This is a genomic window from Streptomyces diacarni (assembly GCF_003323715.1).
Taxonomy (GTDB): Bacteria; Actinomycetota; Actinomycetes; order Streptomycetales; family Streptomycetaceae; genus Streptomyces; species Streptomyces diacarni.
Genome location: NZ_QOIN01000036.1, coordinates 230,105 through 252,756 on the forward strand (window position 1 = coordinate 230,105; position 22,652 = coordinate 252,756).

Annotated in this window: 18 protein-coding genes; 11 read left to right on the top strand and 7 right to left on the bottom strand. The window is 75.1% G+C overall.

The annotated features are described in order from the left end of the window. The first annotated feature begins 258 nt into the window (after positions 1-258). Both murJ and DTL70_RS09705 read left to right on the top strand, forming a co-directional pair. Positions 259-1,842, top strand: a complete 1,584-nt coding sequence (gene murJ / locus DTL70_RS09700) for a murein biosynthesis integral membrane protein MurJ (protein ID WP_425470342.1) — start codon at positions 259-261, stop codon at positions 1,840-1,842. Positions 1,843-1,975: 133 nt separating this feature from the next. Next, the gene (locus DTL70_RS09705; protein ID WP_114021462.1) at positions 1,976-2,950 is read left to right on the top strand and encodes a carbohydrate kinase family protein; all 975 of its coding nucleotides are present in this window, start codon (positions 1,976-1,978) and stop codon (positions 2,948-2,950) included. Positions 2,951-2,952: 2 nt separating this feature from the next. On the opposite strand, the gene DTL70_RS09710 is transcribed toward DTL70_RS09705, so the two are convergent. Together DTL70_RS09710 and DTL70_RS09715 are read right to left on the bottom strand one after the other, a co-directional pair. Beyond that, positions 2,953-3,369, bottom strand: coding sequence for an NUDIX hydrolase (locus tag DTL70_RS09710; RefSeq protein ID WP_114021463.1), 417 nt, complete (start codon positions 3,367-3,369; stop codon positions 2,953-2,955). A gap of 37 nt (positions 3,370-3,406) precedes the next feature. Next, positions 3,407-4,372 carry a beta-ketoacyl-ACP synthase III gene (locus DTL70_RS09715; protein WP_114021464.1) on the bottom strand — a complete coding sequence of 322 codons (966 nt, stop codon included), beginning with the start codon at positions 4,370-4,372 and terminating at the stop codon, positions 3,407-3,409. Positions 4,373-4,505: 133 nt separating this feature from the next. Between DTL70_RS09715 and DTL70_RS09720 the strand changes: the two genes are divergently transcribed. Further along, positions 4,506-5,126: a TetR/AcrR family transcriptional regulator gene (locus DTL70_RS09720; protein ID WP_114021465.1), complete on the top strand. Its 621-nt coding sequence runs from the start codon at positions 4,506-4,508 to the stop codon at positions 5,124-5,126. 50 nt (positions 5,127-5,176) lie between these two features. Here the strand turns inward: DTL70_RS09720 and DTL70_RS09725 are convergent, their stop codons facing one another. Beyond that, a complete protein-coding gene (locus DTL70_RS09725) occupies positions 5,177-6,847 on the bottom strand; it encodes an acyl-CoA dehydrogenase family protein (protein WP_114021466.1) in 1,671 nt (556 codons plus the stop codon). Between the two features lie 18 nt (positions 6,848-6,865). Here DTL70_RS09725 and DTL70_RS09730 point away from each other — a divergent pair, with 18 nt between their 5' ends. The 4 genes from DTL70_RS09730 (at position 6,866) to DTL70_RS09745 (ending at position 12,690) form a co-directional block, all read left to right on the top strand. Beyond that, complete coding sequence (locus tag DTL70_RS09730) at positions 6,866-8,059, top strand: YihY/virulence factor BrkB family protein (RefSeq protein ID WP_425470343.1); 1,194 nt, start codon at positions 6,866-6,868, stop codon at positions 8,057-8,059. A 525-nt stretch (positions 8,060-8,584) separates the two neighbouring features. Next, positions 8,585-9,748 (top strand): ribosome small subunit-dependent GTPase A, encoded by a 1,164-nt coding sequence (rsgA, locus tag DTL70_RS09735; RefSeq protein ID WP_114021468.1) that lies wholly within the window; start codon positions 8,585-8,587, stop codon positions 9,746-9,748. A 131-nt stretch (positions 9,749-9,879) separates the two neighbouring features. Beyond that, a complete protein-coding gene (locus tag DTL70_RS09740) occupies positions 9,880-11,433 on the top strand; it encodes a DNA-3-methyladenine glycosylase 2 family protein (RefSeq protein ID WP_114021469.1) in 1,554 nt (517 codons plus the stop codon). Positions 11,434-11,493: 60 nt separating this feature from the next. Further along, entirely contained in the window at positions 11,494-12,690 is a 1,197-nt protein-coding gene (locus DTL70_RS09745; RefSeq protein WP_114021470.1) for a protein phosphatase 2C domain-containing protein, read from the top strand. Positions 12,691-12,795: 105 nt separating this feature from the next. On the opposite strand, the gene DTL70_RS09750 is transcribed toward DTL70_RS09745, so the two are convergent. Both DTL70_RS09750 and DTL70_RS09755 read right to left on the bottom strand, forming a co-directional pair. Then, on the bottom strand, positions 12,796-13,974 hold the full coding sequence (locus DTL70_RS09750; RefSeq protein ID WP_114021471.1) for a DUF2637 domain-containing protein: 1,179 nt from the start codon (positions 13,972-13,974) through the stop codon (positions 12,796-12,798). Positions 13,975-14,191: 217 nt separating this feature from the next. Beyond that, on the bottom strand, positions 14,192-15,043 hold the full coding sequence (locus DTL70_RS09755; protein ID WP_114021521.1) for a (2Fe-2S)-binding protein: 852 nt from the start codon (positions 15,041-15,043) through the stop codon (positions 14,192-14,194). Positions 15,044-15,173: 130 nt separating this feature from the next. Between DTL70_RS09755 and DTL70_RS09760 the strand changes: the two genes are divergently transcribed. Beyond that, positions 15,174-15,953: a GntR family transcriptional regulator gene (locus DTL70_RS09760; protein WP_114021472.1), complete on the top strand. Its 780-nt coding sequence runs from the start codon at positions 15,174-15,176 to the stop codon at positions 15,951-15,953. Positions 15,954-16,029: 76 nt separating this feature from the next. Here the strand turns inward: DTL70_RS09760 and DTL70_RS09765 are convergent, their stop codons facing one another. After that, entirely contained in the window at positions 16,030-16,890 is an 861-nt protein-coding gene (locus DTL70_RS09765; protein WP_114021522.1) for a hypothetical protein, read from the bottom strand. Between the two features lie 539 nt (positions 16,891-17,429). Between DTL70_RS09765 and DTL70_RS09770 the strand changes: the two genes are divergently transcribed. The 3 genes from DTL70_RS09770 to DTL70_RS09780 are packed head-to-tail and all read left to right on the top strand — an operon-like array spanning position 17,430 to position 20,670. Beyond that, on the top strand, positions 17,430-18,551 hold the full coding sequence (locus DTL70_RS09770) for a glycosyltransferase family 4 protein (protein ID WP_245979176.1): 1,122 nt from the start codon (positions 17,430-17,432) through the stop codon (positions 18,549-18,551). After that, positions 18,545-19,957, top strand: coding sequence for a sensor histidine kinase (locus DTL70_RS09775; RefSeq protein ID WP_245979178.1), 1,413 nt, complete (start codon positions 18,545-18,547; stop codon positions 19,955-19,957). Before DTL70_RS09770 ends, DTL70_RS09775 begins: the two co-directional genes overlap by 7 nt. A gap of 26 nt (positions 19,958-19,983) precedes the next feature. Then, entirely contained in the window at positions 19,984-20,670 is a 687-nt protein-coding gene (locus DTL70_RS09780) for a response regulator transcription factor (RefSeq protein ID WP_181860856.1), read from the top strand. Positions 20,671-20,832: 162 nt separating this feature from the next. Here the strand turns inward: DTL70_RS09780 and DTL70_RS09785 are convergent, their stop codons facing one another. Next, the gene (locus tag DTL70_RS09785) at positions 20,833-22,560 is read right to left on the bottom strand and encodes a PucR family transcriptional regulator (RefSeq protein WP_114021474.1); all 1,728 of its coding nucleotides are present in this window, start codon (positions 22,558-22,560) and stop codon (positions 20,833-20,835) included. Positions 22,561-22,652 lie beyond the last annotated feature (92 nt).

A 22,652-nucleotide genomic window follows, 5' to 3' on the forward strand; every position in this document is an offset into this window, starting at 1 on the left:
GGTCCGCCCCTGGCACGGCAGGGCACGCCAGCCGTCGGCACCGCCCGGCCGCCGGATTCACACTTCGTCATCCACTGCGCATAGGTTGACCGGATGGTGGACGGGACGCGGGCGACGGCCGGACAAGGTGCGGCATCCCGAGAAGGCGCGGCATCCCGAGAAGGCGCGGCATCCGGACAAGACGCGGCATCCGAGCAGCCGACAGCGGCGGCGGGGGCGGCTCCCGCGCGCCCTGGGCTGGCGCGGTCTTCGCTGGTGATGGCCGCGGGCACCGTCGTCTCGCGGGCCACCGGGCTCGTCCGGCAGGTGCTCCAGGCCGCCGCGCTCGGCACCGGGCTGCTCGCCAGCACCTACAACACGGCCAACACCGTGCCCACGAGCCTCTACACGCTGCTGATCGGAGGCGCGCTCAACGCGGTGCTGGTGCCGCAGCTCGTACGGGCGCGCGCCACCCACCGCGACGGCGGGGCGGCGTACGAGCAGCGGCTGGTCACCCTCGTCGTCACCGTGCTCGCCGTCGGCACGCTGCTCGCCGTGTGGGCCGCGCCCGGCATCGTCGGCCTCTACATGCGGGACACGCCCGCCAACCACGAGGCGTTCGAACTGACCGTCGTCTTCGCCAGGTTCCTGCTGCCTCAGATCTTCTTCTACGGACTGTTCGGGATGCTGGGCCAGGTGCTCAACGCGCGCGAGAGATTCGGCGCGATGATGTGGACGCCGATCCTCAACAACGCCGTGCTCATCGCCATGTTCGGCGCCTATCTGACCATGATGACCGTGCCGGACCGCGTCGCCGACATCACCGCGGGCCAGGTGCGGCTCCTCGGCCTCGGCACCACCGCGGGCATCGCCCTCCAGGCGGTGGCTCTGATCCCGTTCGTGCGCGCGGCCGGCTTCCGCTTCCGGCCGCGCTTCGACTGGCGCGGCACCGGGCTCGGCAGCAGCGCGCACGCCGCCAAGTGGACGCTGCTGTTCGTGCTGGCCAACCAGGTCTCGCTGACCGTCGTCACCAACTACGCCAACGCGGCCGACCAACAACTCCCGCACGCGGGCGCCGGATACTCCGCCTACACCTACGCGCAGACCATCTGGATGCTGCCCCAGTCCGTCATCACCGTCTCCCTGGTGACCGCGCTGCTGCCGCGCATGAGCCTGGCCGTGGCCGAGGGACGCCTCGCCGACCTGCGCGGCCAACTGACGCGCGCGCTGCGGCTGACCGGCGCGCTCATCGTCCCCCTCGCCTTCCTCTTCCTCGCGCTGGGGCCGCAGCTCGCCGCGCTGCTGTTCGCCCACGGCGCCGCCGACGCGGAGTCCGCGCACCCGCTGGGGCAGATGCTCCAGACCTTCGGGCTCGGGCTGATCCCGTTCTCGGCGCAGTACCTGCTGCTGCGCGGCTTCTACGCCTTCGAGGACACCCGGACGCCGTTTTGGGCGGCCTCCTTCATCGCGGCCGTGAACATCGCCCTGGCCACCGCCTGCCATCTGCTGCTGCCCGCGCGCTGGGCGGTGACCGGAATGGCCGCAGGCTACGCGCTCTCCTACGCCGCCGGACTGCTGCTCACCGCCTGGCTGCTGCGCCGCCGCCTGGCCGCGCCCCTGGACCCCGGCCGGCGCCTGATCCGCTGCTACGGCCTGCTGGTGGTGGCCGCGGCCGTCGCGGCGGGGCTCGCCCGGGTGACGTCGGACGCGGCCGCGCACGCGCTGGGTGAGGGTACGGGCCCGACCGCCGCGGCACTCGGCGCGGGCACACTGGTGCTCGCGCTCGGCTACCTCGGGCTGGGACGGCTGCTGCGCGTACCGGAACTGCGCGGCCTCGCGGGCCGTTTGCGGGGGCGGGGCTGAACAGCGCCCGTGGGAGTGCGGCCGACGGGGCTCGAACGGGGGTCCGTAGGGTGGCGAGCCGACAGGGCGGGACAGCGCCCTGCACGGAACGCGGTGCCGGCCGCCTTCCGGGGGCAGACACGAAAGGGCCGAGATGACCGCTGACCACCCCGTGGCCGTGCTGGGCGAATGCGTCGCCGACGCCTTCGTGGCACCGCGCACCACCCCGCCCTCCCCCGCGGCCGAGTCCCCGGCACCGCTCACGTTGGACGTCCACCCCGGCGGGGGGCCCGCCAACACCGCGGTGGCGCTGGCCCGGCTGGGCACGCCCACCCGGTTTCTGGGACGGCTCTCGCACGACGTGTTCGGAAGGCTGTTCTCCGACCACCTCGCCGGCTCGGGCGTCGACCTGAGCCACGCGGTGCACGCGGCCGAACCCAGCACCCTCGCCGTCGCCGACCTGGCCGACGACGGCAGCGCCGACTACTCCTTCCACGCGCAGCAGACAGCCGACTGGCAGTGGACCGACGAGGAGCTGGCCCGCGCCGCCGACGCGCCGACGACCTGCCTGCACACCGGCTCCCTCGCCCTCGTCCAGCAGCCGGGCGGCGCCGCCGTCGAGCGCCTGCTGGCACGCGTGGGGCAGCGCGCCACCGTCTCCCTCGACCCCAACGTGCGGCCGCTGCTGGTCGATCCCGCCGTCTACCGCGAGGCGCTGCCCCGCTGGTGCGCGCTCGCCGACATCCTGCGCCTCTCCGACGACGACCTGGGCCACCTGCGCCCCGGCGCCACTCCGCGGGAGGCCGCGGACGCCTTCCACGCCGAGGGCACCGAGCTGGTGGTGGTCACCCTCGGCGGAGACGGCGTCATGGCCTCCCTCCGTGGCGAGAAGATCCAGGTTGCCGCGCCCACGACCCACGTGGTGGACACGGTCGGCGCGGGTGACTCCTTCATGGCGGGCTTCCTGCACTCCCTCCACGCCGTGGGAGCCCTCGGCGGCCGCCTGGAGGCGCTCACCCCGGAGCAGGTGCGCGACGCGCTGGCGTGGGGGGTGCGGGTGGCCGCGGCCGTCGTCGCCGTCCGCGGCGCGAACCCGCCCTGGGCGGCGGACCTGGACGGCGAGCGCTGAGTTCACAGCACCAGCGGTACGACGTGGTCCCGGATGGCCGGGGCCAGCCTCACGTCCTTGCCGTCCGTCCAGCGCAGCGCCGCGATCTCGGCCGCGGCGCGGGGCGGCTCGTCCAGGGCCGCGCGGAAGACGACCAGGCGCATCGGCACCCCCTCCAGCGCCGCGGTCGCCCGTATCTCGGTGAGCGGGGCGACCGCCCTGGGGACGACGCCCAGTTCCTCGTCCAATTCCCGTACGAGAGCCGCGTGCAGGGCCTCACCGGGCTCGGGCTTGCCGCCGGGCAGGTAGAAGAGGTCGGGGGCCGCCGTCTTGCTGACCACCAGCAGGCGGCCGTCCACGACGACGGCCGCCGCCGAGACGAGCAGCTCGGCGGCGGCTTCTCCGGGCTGCGGCGCGTACCGGTTCTGGGTGTCGTCCATGGCCGGATCGTCGCAGGGGGCGCCGGACGAAGAGGTCTCAGGGGCAGTGCACCACCTGGCCCGCCCACGACATGCCGCCGCCGAAGCTGAGCAGCAGCACCGGAGCGCCCGGCTCCAGCTCGCGGCGCTCGACCAGCTTGGACAGGGCGAGCGGGACGGAGGCGGCCGAGGTGTTGCCGGAGTCGACCACGTCGCGGCCGATCACCACGTCCTCGGCCAGGTCGAGTCGGCCCAGCGCGGCCTCGATCAGGCGCAGGTTGGCCTGGTGGGTGACCACGCCGGCCAGGTCGCCCGGCGCCAGCCCCGCCCGCTCGCAGGCGCGGCGGGCCAGCGCGGGCAGTTCGGCCGTGGCCCAGCGGAAGACGGCGGGGCCCTCCTGGGCGAAGCGCGGCTGCCAGGCGTCCAGCAGCCGCACCATGTCGCCCCGCGAGGGGTCCGAGCCCCACTCGACGGGCCCGATGCCGTTCCGGCCCTCGTCCGCCGCGCTGTCCGGCTGGGCGCTGACGACGGCTGCGCCCGCGCCGTCCGCCAGCAGGATGCAGGTGCTGCGGTCACTCCAGTCGGTGATGTCCGACATCTTCTCCGCGCCGATCACCAGGGCGTGCCGCGCGGCGCCCGCGGCCACCGAGTGGCTTGCGGAGGCGAGCGCCGTACAGAATCCGGCGCAGCCGTTGTTGAGGTCGTAGGCGACGGGGGAGGGGATCTCCAGGCGGCGTGCCACCTGCGCGGCGGTGCTCGGGCAGCGGTCCCGCGCGGAGCACGTGGCGACGACGACCATGCCGATGTCCCAGGGTGCCAGTCCCGCAGCGGCCAGCGCCTTGCCCGCCGCCGCGGTCGCCATGTCGGCGACGGTCTCGTCCTCGGCGGCGATGCGCCGGGTGGCGATGCCGGTGCGCTGGCGTATCCACGCGTCGTTCGTGTCGACCAGCTCCGCCAGGTCGTCGTTGGTGAGGACGCGCTCCGGCTGATAGTGGCCCAGCGCTGCGATACGGGTTCCCGGCACGGTGCAGTTCTCCTCACGGAAGGGGATGTGGCCGGTGGCCGCCCGCGCGGGGGCGCGGCAGGCCGACCGGTGGCGGGAATATAGCAACCGACCGATCGGAAGTTAAATGCGCCCGGGTGGCTACGATGGGCGCATGAGCCCACGCAAGTCCGTCGCCGAGGCGCGCAGAACGCGCGAGCGCATCATCGAGCGCAGTGTCGCCATCGGCTCCGTCGAAGGACTGGAGGGGCTGACCATCGGCCGGCTGGCCACCGACCTGGGCATGAGCAAGGCCGGCGTCCTGGGCCACTTCGGCTCCAAACAGGCGCTGCAACTCGCCGCCCTGCACGGCGCCTCCGAGCTGTTCACCCAGCTGGTGTGGGAGCCGGTCGCCGCACTGCGCCCCGGGCTGGTACGGCTGCGGGCCTGCAGCGAGGCGTGGATCCGCTACCTGGTCAGCGAGCGCACCGCCTTCCCCGGCGGCTGCCTGTTCACCGCCGCCTCCGTCGAGTTCGACGCGCGCGGCGGGCCCGTGCACGACACGGTGGCACGCTTCATGCTGCGCGGCAGACGGCTGCTCGTGAACGACCTGCGCATCGCCGTCGAGGCCGGGGAGCTGCCCGGCGACCTCGACCCCGAACAGCTCGCCTTCGAGATACACGGCCTCTACATGGCGCTCAACCAGGAGCACCAGCTCTTCGCGGACGCCACGGCGCCCGTCAGGACCCGCCGCGCCCTCGACCGCCTGCTGGGCCCGGCACCGCCGCACGGCTGAACACGAACCTGCCGGGCGCGGGTCGTCACATCGCGGGCGGGCCCGGGGCCTCACGCCACAGGCCGCGCCCGCTCCACGAGCGCCTCCAGGTCCGCGCCCGAGGGCAGGGTCCCGAACGCGGCACCCCAGTCGCCGCCCAGCCGGGAGGCGCAGAACGCGTCGGCGACCTCGGGCGGCGCGAAGCGCACCAGCAGCGAGCCCTGGAGGACCAGCGTCATCCGCTCCACGAGCCGCCGCGCCCTCGCCTCGATGCCCTCCAGATCCGCGAGCCGGGTGAACACGTCCTTGACGGCCGCGTCGAGCCGGTGGTCGGCACCGTGCGCCCGGCCGATCTCGCCGAGGAAGGCGTCCAGCGACCCGGGCGAGCGCTGGAGCGCGCGCAGCACGTCCAGCGCCTGCACGTTGCCCGAGCCCTCCCACAGCGAGTTGAGCGGCGACTCGCGCAGCAGGCCCGGCATCGGCGACTCCTCCACGTAGCCGTTGCCGCCCAGGCACTCCAGCGCCTCACCCGCCAGCGGCACACACCGCTTGGTCACCCAGTACTTCGCCGCCGGCAGCGCAAGCCGCAGGAACGCGCGCTCGGACGCGGCCCGCTCGCCGCCGCCCGCCACGCTGTCGTGCGCCGCCGCCAGCCGCAGCGCCAGCGTCGTGGCCGCCTCCGACTCCAGCGCCAGGTCGGCCAGCACGTTGCGCATCAGCGGCTGCTCCACGAGCGGCCTGCCGAACACTGAGCGGTGCCCCGCGTGGTGGACGGCCTGTGCCACGGCCTGGCGCATCAGCGCCGCCGAGCCCGTCACGCAGTCCAGCCGGGTGGCCGCCACCATCTCGAGGATGGTCGCCACCCCGCGCCCCTCCTCGCCCACGCGGCGCGCCCACGTCGTCCCGTCGAACTCGACCTCGCTGGAGGCGTTCGAGCGGTTGCCCAGCTTGTCCTTGAGCCGCTGGATGCGGAAACCGTTGCGGGTGCCGTCCGGCAGCACGCGGGGCACCAGGAAACAGGTCAGCCCCCCGGAGGCCTGCGCCAGCACCAGGAAGACGTCCGACATCGGCGCGGAACAGAACCACTTGTGGCCCAGCAGCGTGTACTCGGCGCCGCTCGCCCCCGCGCCGGTCAGCGGGGTCGCCTCCGTCGTGTTGGCCCGTACGTCGCTGCCGCCCTGCTTCTCCGTCATGCCCATCCCCGCGATGGCGCCCCGCTTGGCGCTCGCGGGACGGTCCAGGCCGTAGTCGTAGCGGCGGGAGGTCAGCAGCGGTTCCCACTCGGCGGCCAGCGCCGGATCCTGGCGCAGCGCCGGCACCGCCGCGTGCGTCATCGAGACCGGGCAACCGTGCCCCGGCTCCACTTGCGACCACACCAGGAAGGCGGCGCTGCGCCGCAGCTGCCCGTCGGGGCGCGAGAACGGGTCCGTCAGCCCCGCGCCCACCGCCCGCTCCATCAGCTGGTGCCAGGCCGGGTGGAAGTCCACCTCGTCGACGCGGTGCCCGAACCTGTCGTGGGTGCGCAGCACCGGAGGGTTCGCGTTGGCCTGCCTGCCCCACTCCTGCGCCTGCGCGGAACCGGCCGCCCGGCCCAGCTCGGACAGCTCGGCGCGCACCTCCTCGGCGCGCTCGGGGGCCACGTGGCGGGCCACGCCCTCGGCGAGCGCGGAGTCGGCCGTGAAGACGTCGTAGTCGACCAGCGGCGAGGCCTGATTGGTCACGGTGTGAGTCGAGGGTGGCATGGCAGATACGTTAAAGACGTGCGTGCAGTCGAGGAAACCCCTGAGCAGACCGTCGCGGAAGGCCCGAAGTGGGCCCCGCGGCGCTCCCGCGGCCCGTTGCGGCGAGCGCGGGTCAAATACCGCGACGTCCCCAAACGGAGGATGGCGTGGCTGCTGCTCAAGGACACCGTGAACTCCTGCATGGAGTACCGCGTCCTCGGGCTGGCGGCCGAGGCGGCGTTCTTCACCCTCATCTCGATCCCGCCGCTGCTGCTCGGACTCATCGGCTCCCTCGGCTATCTCGACTGGATCGGCGCCGACACCGTCGACACGCTCCGCCAGAACACCCTCGACGCCTCCGCCACCGTGCTGTCCGACAAGGGCGTCGACCAGCTCGCCAGGCCGCTGATCGACGACGTGATCAGGGGCGGGGGCCCCGACGTGATCTCCCTCGGCTTCGCGCTCGCCCTGTGGTCGGGCTCCCGCGCCGTGAACGTCTTCATCGACACCATCACCGTCATGTACGGGCTCGACGGGCGGCGCGGCATCGTCAGGACCCGGCTGCTCGCCTTCGGCCTCTACCTCGTCGCACTGGTGATCGGCGCGGTCGCCCTGCCGCTGATGGTGGCCGGACCCGACGCGGTGCTGCGGCTCGTCCCGCAGGCCGAGTGGGTGGTCAGCGCCTTCTACTGGCCGGTCGTGCTGCTGCTGTCCATCGTCTTCCTCACGACGCTCTACCACGTGTCCGTCCCCGTGCGCTCCCCCTGGCGCGAGGACGTCCCCGGCGCGCTGGTCGCGCTGGTCATGTGGGTGCTGTGCAGCTTCCTGCTGCGGCTGTACCTGACCAACACCGTCGAGGGGCCCACCATCTACGGCTCGCTCGCGGCGCCCGTGGCCGTGCTGCTGTGGATCGGCGTGTCGGCGTTCGCCGTGCTGGTGGGGGCCGCCGTCAACGCGGCCATCGACCACGTGTGGCCCTCGGTCGCGACCGCCGCGGCGCGGCGGGCCAACGAGCGGCGCCGGGAGGAGGCGGCCGCAGAGGTCGTCGCCGCCGTCGCCGCGCGCCGGCGGCGCGCCGGCGAGGACGAGCCGGGGGGTGAGGACGCCCCCTCCGAGTTCCCCGAGCGCTGGACGAAGTTCCTGCCGCCCTCAGACGTGCGGGGCCGCCTGCTCCGGCCGCGGGCCCGCGACCACGAGGAACAGGACGGGGCCTCCGACGACGACGGCCGGTGAGCCGCGGTCCGGCCGGCCGGTGCGCGCGGTCCGGCCGGTGAGGCGCGGGACGGTCAGCCGGTGAGGCGCGGGCCGACGAGCGGCGGCCGACCGGGCGCGGTCTGAGGACCGGCGGACTGAGGACCGGCGGATCGGGGCCCGAGGGCTGTTGCGGTCGGGGGGAAGGGGCGGGGCCGGCGCCGAGGCCGGGGCGCACGGGTCGCACAGCGTGTACCGGGTACGCCCACGCGGCCCTTGGTGGAAAGCCGGGCGGCACCGGCGTGCCAGGCCGGGTGGCCTCCGGTGGGAAGCCGGGCGGCTTCCGGCGGAAAAGCGGTGGCTTCCGTCGTGGGGCCGCGCTACATTCTCGGTGATCCGCGCGACGGCATCAGCCGTCGCCCGCACGGGACGAGAAACGGAGGTGTGACCGATGGCTGTCTCCCCACAGGGCGCTGCCCTCTTCCAGACCGTCACATCCACCTCCGTGGCCACCGGCTGACCGCGCTTCTCCGCGCGCCGGGGCCGCCCTTGTGAAGGGCCACACCCTTGTCCCACAGCACGAACGCGTCTTCCTCTTCCGCTTCTCCTTCCGCGCAACTCGACTTCTCCCGCCTCGCCCCCTACGGCTGGGACGACGACTGGGCGGCCGCGTACGCCGACGCCGTGGCCGACGCACGCACCGCGGCCCCCGACCCCCTGCCCGGCAGGGTGGTGCGCGTCGACCGGGGCCAGTGCGACCTGGTCACCCCCGCCGGCACGCTGCGGGCCGACACCGAGTTCGTCGTCCCGCGCGACCCCATGAAAGTGGTCTGCACGGGCGACTGGGCCGTCGTCGACGCGGACGGGGCGCCGCCGTACGTGCGCACGCTGCTGCCGCGCCGCACGGCGTTCGCCCGCTCCACCTCCTCCAAGCGCTCCGAGGGCCAGGTGCTGGCCGCCAACGTCGACCACGCGCTGATCGCCGTGTCCCTCGGCGCCGAACTGGACCTCGGCCGTATCGAGCGGTTCCTCTCGCTGGCCTGGAGCAGCGGCGCGTCTCCGGTACTCGTCCTCACCAAGGCGGACCTCGTACCGGACACCGCCACCCTCGCCCACCTGACCGCCGACGCCGAGACCTCGGCACCAGGGGTTCAGGTGCTGCCCGTCAGCGCGGAGACGGGGGAGGGCGTCGACGTGCTCGCCGCCGTCCTCGCCGGGGGCACCACCGCGCTGCTCGGGCAGTCGGGCGCGGGCAAGTCCACGCTGGCCAACGCGCTGCTCGGCCGGTCGGCGCAAACGGTGCAGACCATCCGCGACCGGGACGGCAAAGGACGGCACACCACGACGACCCGCAACCTGCTGCCGCTGCCCGCCGCCGGTGGGGGCGGCACTCTCATCGACACCCCCGGGCTGCGCGGCGTCGGCCTGTGGGAGGCCGAGGAGGGGCTCGGGCAGGCGTTCGCGGAGATCGAGGAACTGGCCGCCCGGTGCCGCTTCCACGACTGCGCACACGACGCGGAGCCCGGCTGCGCCGTCCTCGCGGCCGTCGAGGACGGCACACTGCCCGAGCGCCGGCTGGTCAGCTACCGCAAGCTGCTGCGCGAGAACGTGCGCCTGGCGGCCCGTACGGACGCGCGCCTGCGTGCCGAGCAGCGGCAGGTGTTCAAACAGCGGCAGGCACTGGGCCGCCACATGATGGAGCGCAAGCGCGGCCCGCGCCGCAAGCCGTGACCGGCGCACGGTAGCCGGGAGCGCCTGGCGGGGACGGTCGGTGACCGTCCCCGCCGTCCCCTCCGCCCGCTCCGACTGCCGTGTCGCATTTCCGCTGGCTCACGCGCCCGGCGCCCTCGCACACTGGAGGTGTGACCACAGACGAGAGCAGGTACGAGGCCGTCCGCAGCAGGGACGCGCGCTTCGACGGAGTGTTCTTCCTCGGCGTGCGTACCACCGGAATCTACTGCCGGCCGAGCTGCCCGGCGGTGACACCGAAGCGCGAGAACGTGCGGTTCTACCCGACCGCGGCGGCCGCCCAGGGCGCGGGCTTCCGCGCCTGCCGCAGGTGCCGTCCCGACGCGGTGCCGGGCTCCGCCGAGTGGAACGTGCGGGCCGACCTGGTGGGCCGCGCGATGCGGATGATCTCCGACGGCGTGGTCGACCGCGAGGGCGTCGCGGGCCTGGCGGCCCGGCTGGGCTACAGCCCCCGCCAGGTGCAGCGGCAGCTGACCGCCGAGCTGGGCGCGGGACCCGTCGCCCTCGCGCGGGCGCAGCGCGCCCACACCGCGCGGGTGCTGCTCCAGACGACCGGACTGCCGGTCACCGAGATCGCCTTCGCCGCGGGCTTCGCGAGCGTGCGGCAGTTCAACGACACGGTGCGGGAGGTCTACGCCCGCACACCCAGCGCCCTGCGCGCCGCCTCGGTGCGCGGCGGGCACGGACCCGCGGGACGCCCCGCGGCGCGTGCGGGCACGGCGCGGGACGACACGGCACGGGACGGCGGGCCCGTCAGCGGGGTGACGCTGCGGCTGGCGTACCGGGGCGACTACGCCGCCGGACAGGTGTTCGGTTTCCTGGAGCGGCGCGCCGTACCCGGCGTCGAGGAGGTGCGCGGACAGCCCGGAGGCCGCACCTACCGGCGCACCCTCGACCTGCCGTACGGCACCGGCGTCGCGGAGGTCGACGAGAGCCCCGCGCGCGGCGGCGGCTGGCTCGCCTGCCGGCTGCGCCTGGGCGATCTGCGCGACCTGACGACGGCCGTGCAGCGCATCCGCCGCCTGTTCGACCTCGACGCGGACCCGTTCGCGGTCACCGAACACCTGAGCAGGTACGAGGCGCTGGCGCCGCTGCCGGCGCGCACCCCGGGGCTGCGTTCGCCCGGCACGGCCGACGCCCACGAACTGGCGGTCCGCGCGGTGCTGGGCCAGCAGGTCACGGTGGGCGCGGCCCGCACCCTGACGGGCCGGCTCGTACAGGCCTACGGCAAGCCGCTGGCGGCACCCAGCGGCGCGCTCACCCACCTCTTCCCCGAACCCGGGGCGCTGGCCGAGGCGCCACTGGGCGAGCTGGGCATACCCGAGTCGCGCCGCCGCACCCTGCGTACCGTCGCCACCGCACTGGCCGACGGCACGGTCGTCCTCGACCCGGGCGCCGACCGCGACGCGACCGAACGCGCCCTGCTCGCCCTGCCGGGAATCGGCCCCTGGACGGCGGGCTACATGCGGATGCGCGCCCTGGGCGACCCGGACGTGTTCCTGCCGGGCGACGTGGGCGTGCGGCACGGCCTCGCCCTGGCCGGAGCCGATCCGACGCAGGCCGACCGCTGGCGGCCGTGGCGCTCGTACGCGCTGCACCACCTGTGGCACGCGACCACCCAGGCCGGAGCAGACGGACCGTCGCAGCGCGCTCCCCGGGCCGCGTGAGGGCGAACCGAGTGTGCCGTACGGGCTTTTCGAGAGGCCCGCGCGGGCAACAATGAGCCCATGGACGGCCAGGGGACACGCAACGGCGCGGGCAGCGGACGCGACCGTGACTGGTGGGCCCGGCTGTACGACCCGTACACGCCCGACACGGGCCGTACCCGCGCCGGAGACAGCGTCGACGACCGCTTCGCCTCGGTCGCCCGCACGCTCGGCACCACCGAGGGCGGCGAAGCGCCCACCGCGGAGGCCGGGCGGGAGCCGCCGGACGTGGCCGAGCGGCCGGGGAAAGCCGAGCCGTCGGGCGCAGGGGAGCCCTCGGACGCGGCCGAGCCGTCCGGCCCCGCGGCGCTGTTGCCGCGCGCCGACCCCGACGCGCCGGCCGAACTCGTGCCGGACACCGTGCTGGAGGAGGCGCGGCACGGACACACCACGCTGCGCGCGGGCTCCCTGCGGGGAGAGGCGGCCCGCGAGGCGGGAGAGCCACGCGGGGACGCGCTGCTGGTGGCACGGTTCGGAGCGGGTGCGGACGCACTGGTGCTCGTGGTGGTCGCCGCGGGCGCGCGCACGGACGGCGCCAGTGCGCACCGCGCCGCGCGCGAGGCCTGCCACGCGCTCGCGGCCGCCGTCGGCCGCAGCGCCCCGCGGCTCGCGGAGGACCTGCGAGCCGACCGGCGCGACGCGCTCAGGCCCGGACTGCACCGGCTGACCGACCGCACCCTGGGCAGGCTCCGCGCGCAGGCCGCCGCGTGGGGGCTGACACCCGCACAGCACACGGCCGACGTGCGGTGCCTGCTGGTGCCCACCGACCCGCGCTGCCGTACCCGGGTCTGCTTCGGCGCTGGAGCGGGCGGCCTGCTGAGGCTGCGAGACGGCGCCTGGGAGGACATCGAGCCGCGAGCCACGCCGGTGCCGCCGCCCGCGGCTCAGCCCCTGGCCGGCCCCGGGCGCGCCGCGGACGCGGCCGGTGCCGCCGCGGCCCGGGACGGCTTCACCGCCGCTGAGCCTCCCTCCTCCGCGCTCGCGGAGCCGTTCCGCTTCCGGGCGTGCGCCGCCGAGCCCGGCGACGCACTGCTGCTGGCCTCCCGGGGCCTCGCCGAACCGCTGCGTGCCGAGCCGTCGTTCGCTGACCGGCTCGCCGCCCGCAGGCCGCGCGCCGAAACGGGGCCAGCGGCCCTCGCGGCGTACCTCGCCGACCTCGGGCACCACGTCCCCGGACACACGCGCGACCGCACGGGGGTTCTCCTCCAGGAGGACTGAGTGCGGGGCGGAGTGCCCGGGGACGGGTTGAGGCGGCCGGGGGCGTCCGTTCCGCGGAGCGGACGCCCCCGGCCGCGGATCTCCGACCCGCCAGCCGACCCGACGTCAGCCGAACTGGCGCTCGATCTCGGCCAGTTTCTCCTCCAGGGTGTCCAGCCGCGGGCTCGCGGCGTTGCTCTTCTCGCCCCGCCCGGTGTCACCGGCCCCCTGAGCGCCCTCACTGCTCTCCCCGCGCCGCCGCGCGGCACCGCCGCCGTCATCCACCACGGCCTGCAGGGCGGGCCTGCCGCGCGGTGCGGACGACGCGGCCTCGGGGTCGGTCGCGGGCAGCTGGTTCCTGCCCGCCCCCTCGGAACCGGACTCGCCCGCGTCCGCAGCGGGGACGGGACTCGCGAGCTCGACGTCCACATGGTGCGCGGTGTCCACGGGGCGCGGGGTCTGCGCGCGGCCCCTGCTCCACAGCCGGTGCTGCCGGTTGATGGCCTTGACCCGCGCCCGGTCGAGACGCTCCTGATCCTTGCGGCGCAGCCGCTCCTGCTCGCGCTGCTTGCGGTCGTCGCGCACCTCGTCGACGGCCTCGTCCAGCGTCCGCACGCCCTCCAGCAGCATCAGCGACCAGGCACCGAACGTCTCGCGCGGCGCGCGCAGCCAGCGCACGATGCGGATCTGCGGCAGCGGGCGCGGCACCAGACCCTGGTCCCGCAGCGCGGCGCGGCGGGTCTGCTTGAGCGCCCGGTCGAACAGGATCGCCGCCGACAGCGACATCCCCGCGAAGAACTGGGGCGCTCCGTCGTGTCCGAGGCCGCGCGGCGCGTGCACCCAGTTGAACCACGCCGCCGCCCCCGCGAAGATCCACACCAGCAGCCGGGAGCCCAGCGAGGCGTCCCCGTGGCTGGCCTCGCGCACGGCGATCACGGCGGAGAACATCGCCGCGCCGTCCAGCCCGAACGGCACCAGGTACTCCCAGCCCCCGCTCAGCCCCAGGTTCTGCCGCCCGAAGCCGACGAGACCGTGGAAGGAGAGCGCGGCGGCGACGGCGGCGCAGCAGAACAGCAGCAGATAGGCGGCGGTGGCGTAGAGGGTCTCCTTGCGGCGCCGCCGCTCCTGCGCGCGTTCCCAGGAGTCGGGCGCCGGCTGCTGTTCTGAGGCGGTGGCCGTGGTGTCCCCTTCGGTGGTGGAGCTGTGGCGGCGCGAGCGCGCCATCACGAGCACCGCGGTCAGAGTGCCGACGAGCAGCACGGCGCTCGGCAGCGCCCAGTTCAGCGATATGTCGGTCAGTCTCATCGGGTGTGCCCCTTGCCGCGCGGTGCCGGGGCGCACGGGGGCGTCTGCCGGGTGGGGCGGAGGTCCGTGCGCGGGGCGGTGCCGCGCTCGCGCTCTGGCTTTCTTCGTGTCGCCGAGCATCTTTACGGCAGCGCGCCACCCCTCAGGGGGGTTTCGGGGCAAGTGAACGCGAAAAGGGGGCGCCCGTGCCCTGCCGAGGCGTCCGGGTTCGAATCCCCTACGGAGTCGCGGTCATCCGTTCGATACGTTCCGCGTCACAGGTGCGCGGGCACGTGACGCAGGTGTCCTGGGGACGCAGGGTGTAGAAGAGACAGCAGCTCGCCCGGTCGCGGGTGGTCAGCTCCTGGCCCCCAGGACCCGTCAGCCTGCGGAAACCGGCCCCCTGGGCGAACGGCTTCAGCGAGCCGGGCAGCAGCAGTTCGGCCTCCGCCATGGCGCGCGGTTCCTCGCCCAGCAGGTGCCCCAGGTACCACAGGCCCTCGGTGACCTCGTCCGTCGCCATGCCCCACAGGGCGCGCGCGCCACGCCGCATCCGGGGCCTGAAGCCCTCCAGTACGGGGGCCAAGTGGTCGGCGACCGCGCCGCGCACCTCGGCGCGCAGCGCCTCCTCGTCCGGCACCACCCGGGCGCCCGGCGCCGCCGCGGCCGGATCGTCGGGCAGGCAGGCGAACTCCTCCACGCGGACGGCCAGCCGCCCCAGCGAGCGCTGGAACGCCACCGCCTCCACCGGCACCCGCGGCACCCGCCGCTGGAGGAACCACGGAATCGTCACCAGCAGGCAGACGGGCCAGGCGTAGCGGTGCAGTCCGAAGCTGGCGATCACGTCGGGACGGCCCGGCCGCCCGTAGTCCCGCAGGATCTGCTCCGCGTCCCAGGCCAGGAACGACTCCAGGGCCTGCCCGCCGGCGGCCAACTCGCTCGCCCGTACCCAGCCGGGGCCCTCGGGAAGGGATTCACGAGCCGTGGTCTCGGTCACACCCAGCGACGGGAACACCTCGGCGAGCCGCGCGTACGCCGCCTGGAAAGGCGAGACGTCAGGGGCTACACGGGCGAGGGTGGGCACAGCCATGGGGACCACCGATTCGACGATCGTCAGCAGGTAAGCCTTACCTTAACTGATTGTCCCCGAGGTGTGATCTCCTGTCGTGTCGGCCTATGGTGCTGCGCAGTGTTCCGGAGGGCACAGCCGGAGGAGAACGATGGAGCAGAGCCGAACCAGGGCACCCGGCGTGCCGGCCGCCGGCCGGCCGACGCGGCTCACCACGCAGAACGTCACCGGCGGCGCCCCCGCGGACCCCGCGCCGCGGTCTGCCCCCGGCCCCGCTCGTGGTGAGCACACCCACAGCGAGCCCTCCGCGCCGCGCGTGGTCCCGCAGCGGCACTCCGTACGGGACCAGATACTGCAGGCCCTCCGGGCGGCCCTGCTCTCCGGGGAACTCGCCCCCGGAGAGGTCTACTCGGCGCCCGCGCTCGCCGAACGCTTCGGTGTCTCCCCGACACCCGTGCGCGAGGCCATGCAGGTGCTGGTGAGCGAGGGCTGTGTCGCCACGGTGCCCAACCGGGGTTTCCGCGTCGCCCGGCACAGCCCGCGCGACCTGGCCGAACTCACCGAGATCCGGGCGCTGCTGGAGGTGCCCGTCGTGCTGGCCCTCGCGCGGACGCAGCCCGCGGAACGCTGGGAGGAGCTGCGCCCCCTTGCCGAGGACACCCTCCAGGCGGCGGTCTGCGGCGACCGCGGCGCCTACGCCGAGACCGACCGCGCCTTCCACCGCTCCCTGTTGGAACTCGCCGGTAACGCGCAGCTGGTCTCCCTCGCCGAGGACGTCAGACGGCGCGCCTCCCTGTCGTCCTCGCGGCAGGCACCGACGCGCCGCACCACCGACCTGCTCGCCGAGGCCGCCGACCACCTCGCCCTCCTCGACGCCCTGAGCGACCAGGACCTCCCCGCGGTGGAACGCCTGGTCCGCGACCACGCCTGATCGCACCCCGACGGCGCGCGGGGACCGCTCCCCTGGGGGTACCTCCCGGCCGGAGGGCAGCCCCGCGGCAGAAGCCCTAACCGTCCGACCCCGCCGCAGGGCCCCCCGGGCCCTGCGGCTCCGTCTCGGTCTCGGTATCCGTCTCCGGGAGTTGGCTGGTCAGCCAGGTGGGCACGCCGCCCAGCAGGCGGTGGAGCCGGCCCGCCTCCTCCCGCAGGCGGGACGAGCCCGGCTCGGGCTCGACGTCCGCCAGCGAGGCCAAAGCCGGTGCCATGCCGACGAGGAACCCCAGCTCCTCGCGCAGCCGCAGCGACTCGGCGAAGCCGTGCCGCGCCTCGGCCAGTTCGCCCTCACGTGCCGCGATCCCCGCCAGGTGCCGGAAGGTGGACGAGCACAGCAGGTCGTCGCCGCGCGAGGTCGCCCCCGCGTGCGCCCTGCGGTAGGCGGCGCGCGCCGCCTCGGGCGTCTCACTCAGGTTCTCGGCCAACAGCCCGCGCCGGTAGTCCAGCAACGCCCGTCCGGGCGCGCCCGGCTCCAGCAGCGCGGCCGCCCTGCCGAGGGCGGCCCGGGCCTCGTCCGTCCGGTCGCGTACGCCCAACACGGTCGCCGCGTAGGCGAGTTGCCCGCGCTCGCAGGCGGCGGCTCCCCGGTCGTCGTCCACCTGGGCGACGGCCTCGGCGACCCGCAGCGCGTCCTCGGCCGGCGCCCATCCCTCGCCGGTGTACATGCACCGTTCCACGAGCAGCGCGGCCCGGCCCACCGCCGCCTGCGGCAGCTCGTGGGCGTACGGCTCCAGCAGGGCCGCCGCGTCCTCCCAGCAGCCGCGTGAACGCAGCCGCCACACCGCCCGGCCCAGCGGGCTGTCAGGACCCGTGGACGGCGGTTGCGGCCCGCCGTCCGAGGGGTTCGCGGGATCCAGCCGTGCCGAACGTGACATGGCGGTGTCCGCCACAGTGCCCTCCCCAAGCGCGCCGTCGAGCCGGATGTGACCGCATCTCAGCACGCCGTGCCCCGCCCGGCCAAGAGGCTGGTGTGAATCAGTTCACAAAGTTTTACCGGAGGGACTCTTCTGCCAACTGCCCGCGGACGCGCTGCCACACGGGGCGGCTGAGGGGGTAGGGCCTGCCCTACCCCAGGTCGGCACCTGGATGCAGTGAACCGCGCGGCGGCGCGCGGTTCGCTGAGTGCGTGAATCCGCACACCGCGCGGCGCGCCCGGCTCGCCGCCTCCGCCCTGTGCGCCGTCTCGGCCGTGCACGCGGCGGTCACGGCGGCCGTGACCGCGCTGGAACCCCACCGAGTGTGGGCCTGTACGCGGCACCCGCCTACACGGCACTCGCCCCCGTCCTCGCCCTGTGGGCGCACTGGAGGAAGCCCGATGCACCGCCGCACGCCGCCACCGCCACCGCCACCGTCCTCGGCCCCGTCAACCACAGGTCTTCGCCGTCGGCCGGGGGAGGGGAGCGGACGCACCCTGGTGGTGACCAACGACTTCCCGCCCCGCCTGGGCGGGATCGAGAGGTTCGTGCACGAGATCGCTCGCCGCTTCCCGCCCGGTGAGGTCGTGGTCTACACGGCGGCGCAGCACGGCGGTGACGCGTTCGACGCGGCGCAGCCCTTTCCGGTGGTCAGAGACCGGGCCCGCACCCTGCTCCCCACCCCGCGGGTGGCCCGCACCGCCCAAGCGCTGGCCTTCCGGTACGGCTGCGACCGCGTGTGGTTCGGCGCCGCCGCCCCGCTCGGGCTGCTGGCCGCGCGCCTCGGGCTGCCCTCGGTGGCGACGACGCACGGACACGAGGCGGGGTGGGCGGCCCTCCCCGGAGCGCGGCACGCGCTGGCACGCATCGCGGGGAACGCCGACGTCGTCACGTACCTGACCACCCACGCGCGCCGGCGCATGGCGGGCGCGCTCGGCCCCCGTGCGCGCACGGCACGGCTGGTTCCCGGAGTGGACACCGCGCTCTTCCGTCCGGCCGGGCCCGAGGAGCGCCTGCGGGCGCGGCGCGAGTTGGGCCTGGGGGAGGGCCCGCTGGTGCTCAGCGTCTCGCGCCTCGTCCCGCGCAAGGGACAGGACGTTCTGCTGCGTGCCCTGCCGCTGCTGCACGCCTCGGTACCGGGGGCCACCCTGGTCATCGTCGGCTCGGGACCCCACGAGCGGGCGCTGCGGCGCCTGGCCCGTCGGCTGCCCGCCACCTGCCGTGACGCGGTGGTCTTCGCGGGCGCCCGCGAGCACGGCGCCCTGCCGCCCTACTACGCGGCAGCAGACGTCTTCGCGATGCCGTGCCGCACCCGGCGCCTGGGTCTGGAGTCCGAAGGGCTCGGCATCGTCTACCTGGAGGCCGCTGCCGCCGGACTCCCCGTGCTCGCCGGGGACTCCGGCGGTGCGCCCGAAGCGGTCCAGGACGGTGTGACCGGCTACGTCGTGGACGGCGGCGACGTAGCCGCCGTCGCCGGCCGGCTGGCCGGGCTGCTCACCGATCCGGCCGCCCGCGCCCTGATGGGTACGCGGGGGCGGTCCCGGGTCGAGGCGGAGTGGAGCTGGGAGGCCTCGGCGGGTCAGTTGCGCACGCTGCTGTCCCGTACCGTCGAGGCGTGGTGAGCGGGACGGCGGCGGGGGAAGCACGCAGCGGCAGCGGCAGCGGCAGCGGCAGCGGTGCGGCGAAGGGCGCAGAGGGCGGGGTCTGGCGGGCGCTGGCGGCGGGGCCGCGGGCCTTTCTCGGTTCCGCCTGGCCCCTGCGGGCGCTGGGCTATCTGCTGGCGGGCGGAGTGCTGGGCGTCGGCTGGTTCTTCCTCGCCCTGGCGCTTGCCGTCGCCGGCGTCCTGCTGCTGCCCGTCGGCGTCGGGGTGGTCGCGCTGGCGTGCGTGCCCGTCTCCGCCGCCGGACTGGCCGCGCTGGAGCGCCGGCGTCTGCGGTGGCTCCGGCCGGGGGCCGTACCCTCACCGCACGAGAGCGGCGACGCGGAGGGGCCCGAGCCGCCCGGCGGACCGGTGCGGCGCGTACTGCGCCGCCTGTGGCGGCGTACCGCGGCGCCCGCCACCTGGATCGAGTTCGGCTTCGCGCTGCCCCACGCGGTGCTGTCACTGGTGGATCTGTTCGTGGCGGTGGCGGGGATCGGCCTGGTCGTCAGCCAGCCGCTCGCCCTGCTGCTGGTCGGCAACGGCGAACAGGTCATGTACGGCGAGCACGTCGTGCTGACCGAGCCGGGGCAGGTGGCGCCGTGGCTGCTGCTGACCCCCGTCTTCGCGGTGCTCGTCTCCTACCTGTGGGCCGGCCTCGCCGGAGTGCGGGCCGCGCTCGCGCGCGCCGTGCTGGTGGGACCGCGCCGGGAAAGGGAACTGGACGCCAGGCTGACCGAGGTGACCGCCTCGCGGGCCCGGCTGGCCGACGCCTTCGCACTGGAGCGCCGCCGCATCGAACGCGACCTGCACGACGGGGCGCAACAGCGCCTCACCGGGCTGATCATGACGCTCGGCCTGGCGAAGCTGGACGCCGACCCCGCGCTCGTCGCCGACGCGCAGGACGAGGCCCGTGCCGTCCTGGCCGAACTGCGCGAACTCGTCCACGGCATGCACCCCTCCGTGCTGACCGACCGCGGTCTGGGTGCCGCGATCGAGGCGCTGGCCGAGCGCTCGCCCGTGCCCGTCGAGGTGGATGTGCGCCCGGGCGCGGGGCGGCCGGACGAGGCGGTGGAGGCCGCCGCCTACTTCGCCGTCGCCGAGGCGCTGGCCAACGTGGCGAAACACAGTGGCGCCTCGCGCGCGACCGTCACCGTGCGGGCGGGGAGCGCGCTGGTGGTGGAGGTCCGCGACGACGGCAGGGGCGGCGCGGACCCGCAGCGCGGCACGGGCCTGACAGGGCTGGCCGACCGGCTCGCTGTGCATGAGGGCAGGTTGCGCCTCTCCAGCCCCGCGGGCGGGCCGACCCTCCTGCGGATGGAACTGCCCTACCGGCCGGGCCGCGCAGGAGAGGAGCACGAGACCACCGGGAACAATCGGTGCGGGTAGGACGGGACGAGAGGCGGAGAGGACGCATGCGGCTGGTGCTGGCCGAGGACTCGGTACTGCTGCGCGAGGGGCTGACGCAGATCCTGACGCGGTTCGGACACGAGGTCTGCGCGGGTGTCGGTGACGCGCCCGCGCTCCTCGACGCCGTCGCCGCACACGACCCCGACGCCGTGGTCACCGACGTGCGGATGCCCCCGGGGCTGCGGGACGAGGGGCTGCGCGCCGCCCTCGCCCTGCGCGCCGAGCGGCCCGCGCTGCCGGTGCTCGTCCTCTCGCAGTACGTCGAGAACTCCTACGCGGCCGAACTGCTGGCGACGGGCGACGGGGTGGGGTACCTGCTCAAGGACCGCGTCGGGGAGGTCACCGAGTTCGTCGAGGCGCTGGAGCGCGTGGTGGCAGGCGGTACGGCCATCGACGCCGAGGTCGTCAGACGGCTGCTGGCCCCCGACCGCCGACCCGCCGCGCTGCGCCGGTTGACGGCGCGCGAACACGAGGTGCTGGCCGCCATGGCGGAGGGGCGTTCCAACGGGGCCATCGCCCGAGCGCTGGTCGTCAGCGAGGCCGCCGTGGTCAAGCACGTGGGGTCCATCCTCACCAAGCTCGACCTCCCGCCCGCCCCCGACGACCACCGCCGCGTCCTGGCCGTTCTCGCCTACCTGCGGCACCCGGAACGCAGCCGCGGCGCGGTGCCTCCCGCCGCCCCCCGCACCTGAGGGGAGCACAACAGGGCCGGGCGTACTCAGCTCATCCGCAGCGCCAGGCTGTGCTTGCCCGGGGGGCGACCCCCGGCCGGAACCGCCCTCATTCAGCTCATCCGCAGCGCCAGGCTGTGCTTGCCCGGGGGGCGACCCCCGGACCCCCGGCCGGAACCGCCCTCAGCTCATGCGCAGCGCCAGGAAGAAGTCGAGTTTGTCCTCCAGGCGGGACAGGTCGCGGCCGGTGAGTTGTTCGATGCGGCTGACGCGGTAGCGCAGCGTGTTGACGTGCAGGTGGAGGCGGGAGGCGCAGCGGGTCCACGAGCCGTCGGAGGAGAGGAAGGCCTCCAGGGTGGGCACCAGTTCGGCGCGGTGCTTGCGGTCGTACTCGCGCAGCGGGTCCAGCAGCCGGGCGGTGAAGGCGCGGCGCACATCGTCGGGGACGAACGGCAGCAGCAGCACGTGCGAGGCCAGCTCCTCGTGCCCCGCCGCGCGTACCGCGCCGGGGCGGGCCGCAGCGACCCGGCGGGCGTGCCTGGCCTCCTCCAGTGCCCCCCGCAGGCCCTCTGCGGAGTGCACGGCCGCGCTCACCCCCAGGGTGAGCCGCCCGTCGTCGGCGAGCGCCTGCCCCAGCGGTTCACCGACCGCGGTCAGCAGGGAGTCCGCCTGGAGCCCGGCACCGTCGGGCGCGCCGGTGAGCCCGGTGGTGCGGGCAGGCTCCGCTCGGGTGCCTCCGCGGCCCGCTTCGGCCTCCTCCTGCGGGCTCTCGCCCGGCAGCGGCACCAGCGCCACCGCCTCGCCGTCGACGTGGGCGACGGCGACGCGGTCTGAGCCGTCGGGGCCGACCGCGCGCGGGTCGATCAGCAGCTCTTCCAGCAGGGTCTGGGCGACGGCGCCGCCGTCCAGTGCGCGGGCCGGGTCGGGCTCGTCCCAGTCGACGCGGGCCACGATCACCTGCCAGTGCGGTGACGCGCCCTGTCCTGGCAGCAGGACGGGGGCCGCGACGCGCAGCCTGGCGGCGATCTCCGACGGCGGGGCGCCGGTCTGTACCAGTTCGAGGACTTCCTGGGCCAGCCTGCGCCGTACGGTGCGGGAGGTGTCGCGCCGGTCGCGTTCGACGGCGATCAGCTGGGTGACGCCGTGCAGCAGGTCGAGGCGTTCGGCCGGCCAGTCGCCGGTGTCGGCGGCGACGGCCAGCAGCCAGTCGGACAGGACGGTGCGGCGCGGGTCGCCCGCCCCGCGGTGGACGGGGAAGAGGGAGTAGGCGGTGGACTCGTCGGTGGTGCGGTGCGGGCTGCGCCGTCCGGCCCGTACGGCCGCCATGTGGGCGCCCGCCAGCCGGGTGGCGGTCTCCTGCGGCAGTCCGGGGCCCTCCGTGGGGCGGGCGATCTGGCGTCCTGTGGGGGAGAGCACCCAGGCGGCCAGGTCCAGGTCGGAGCCGAGCAGGTCCAAGACGACGTCGGGGCCGCCGCCTGCCGGGCCCGAGGACATCAGCCGCCGGTGCCGTTCCACGACGGCGGCCAGGTCTCCGGCGCGCTCGGTGGAGACCTGGCGCACCACGTGTTCGGTGATGGTGGCGAAGGCGACGGACTCGGTGACGGAGAAGAGGGGCAGCCGGTGCCGGGCGCAGGCGGCGACCATGTCCTCGGGGACGCGGCCGAGCTCGGCCTCGCCCGCCGCCAGCCCGGCGACGCCCGCGCTCGCGAGGATCTGTACGAACGGTTCGGAGTCCTCGGGCGCGTGCCGCCAGGCCAGCCCCGTGAGCACCAGTTCGCCGCCGGACAGGTAGCGGCTCGGGTCGCGCAGGTCGGTGGTCATGACGCCGCGCACCGTACGGTCCAGCTCGTCCTCGCCGCCCAGGAGCCTGAGGCCCAGCGAGTCGTTCTCCAGGAGGGCGCGCAGCCGCATCGTCTCGTCGCCTGCCGTTCGTGTGTCGGGTGGTGATGGTGTGCGGGGGAGGCCGGGAGGAAACCGTGAGGTTACCGGTGCCCGGCTTTCGT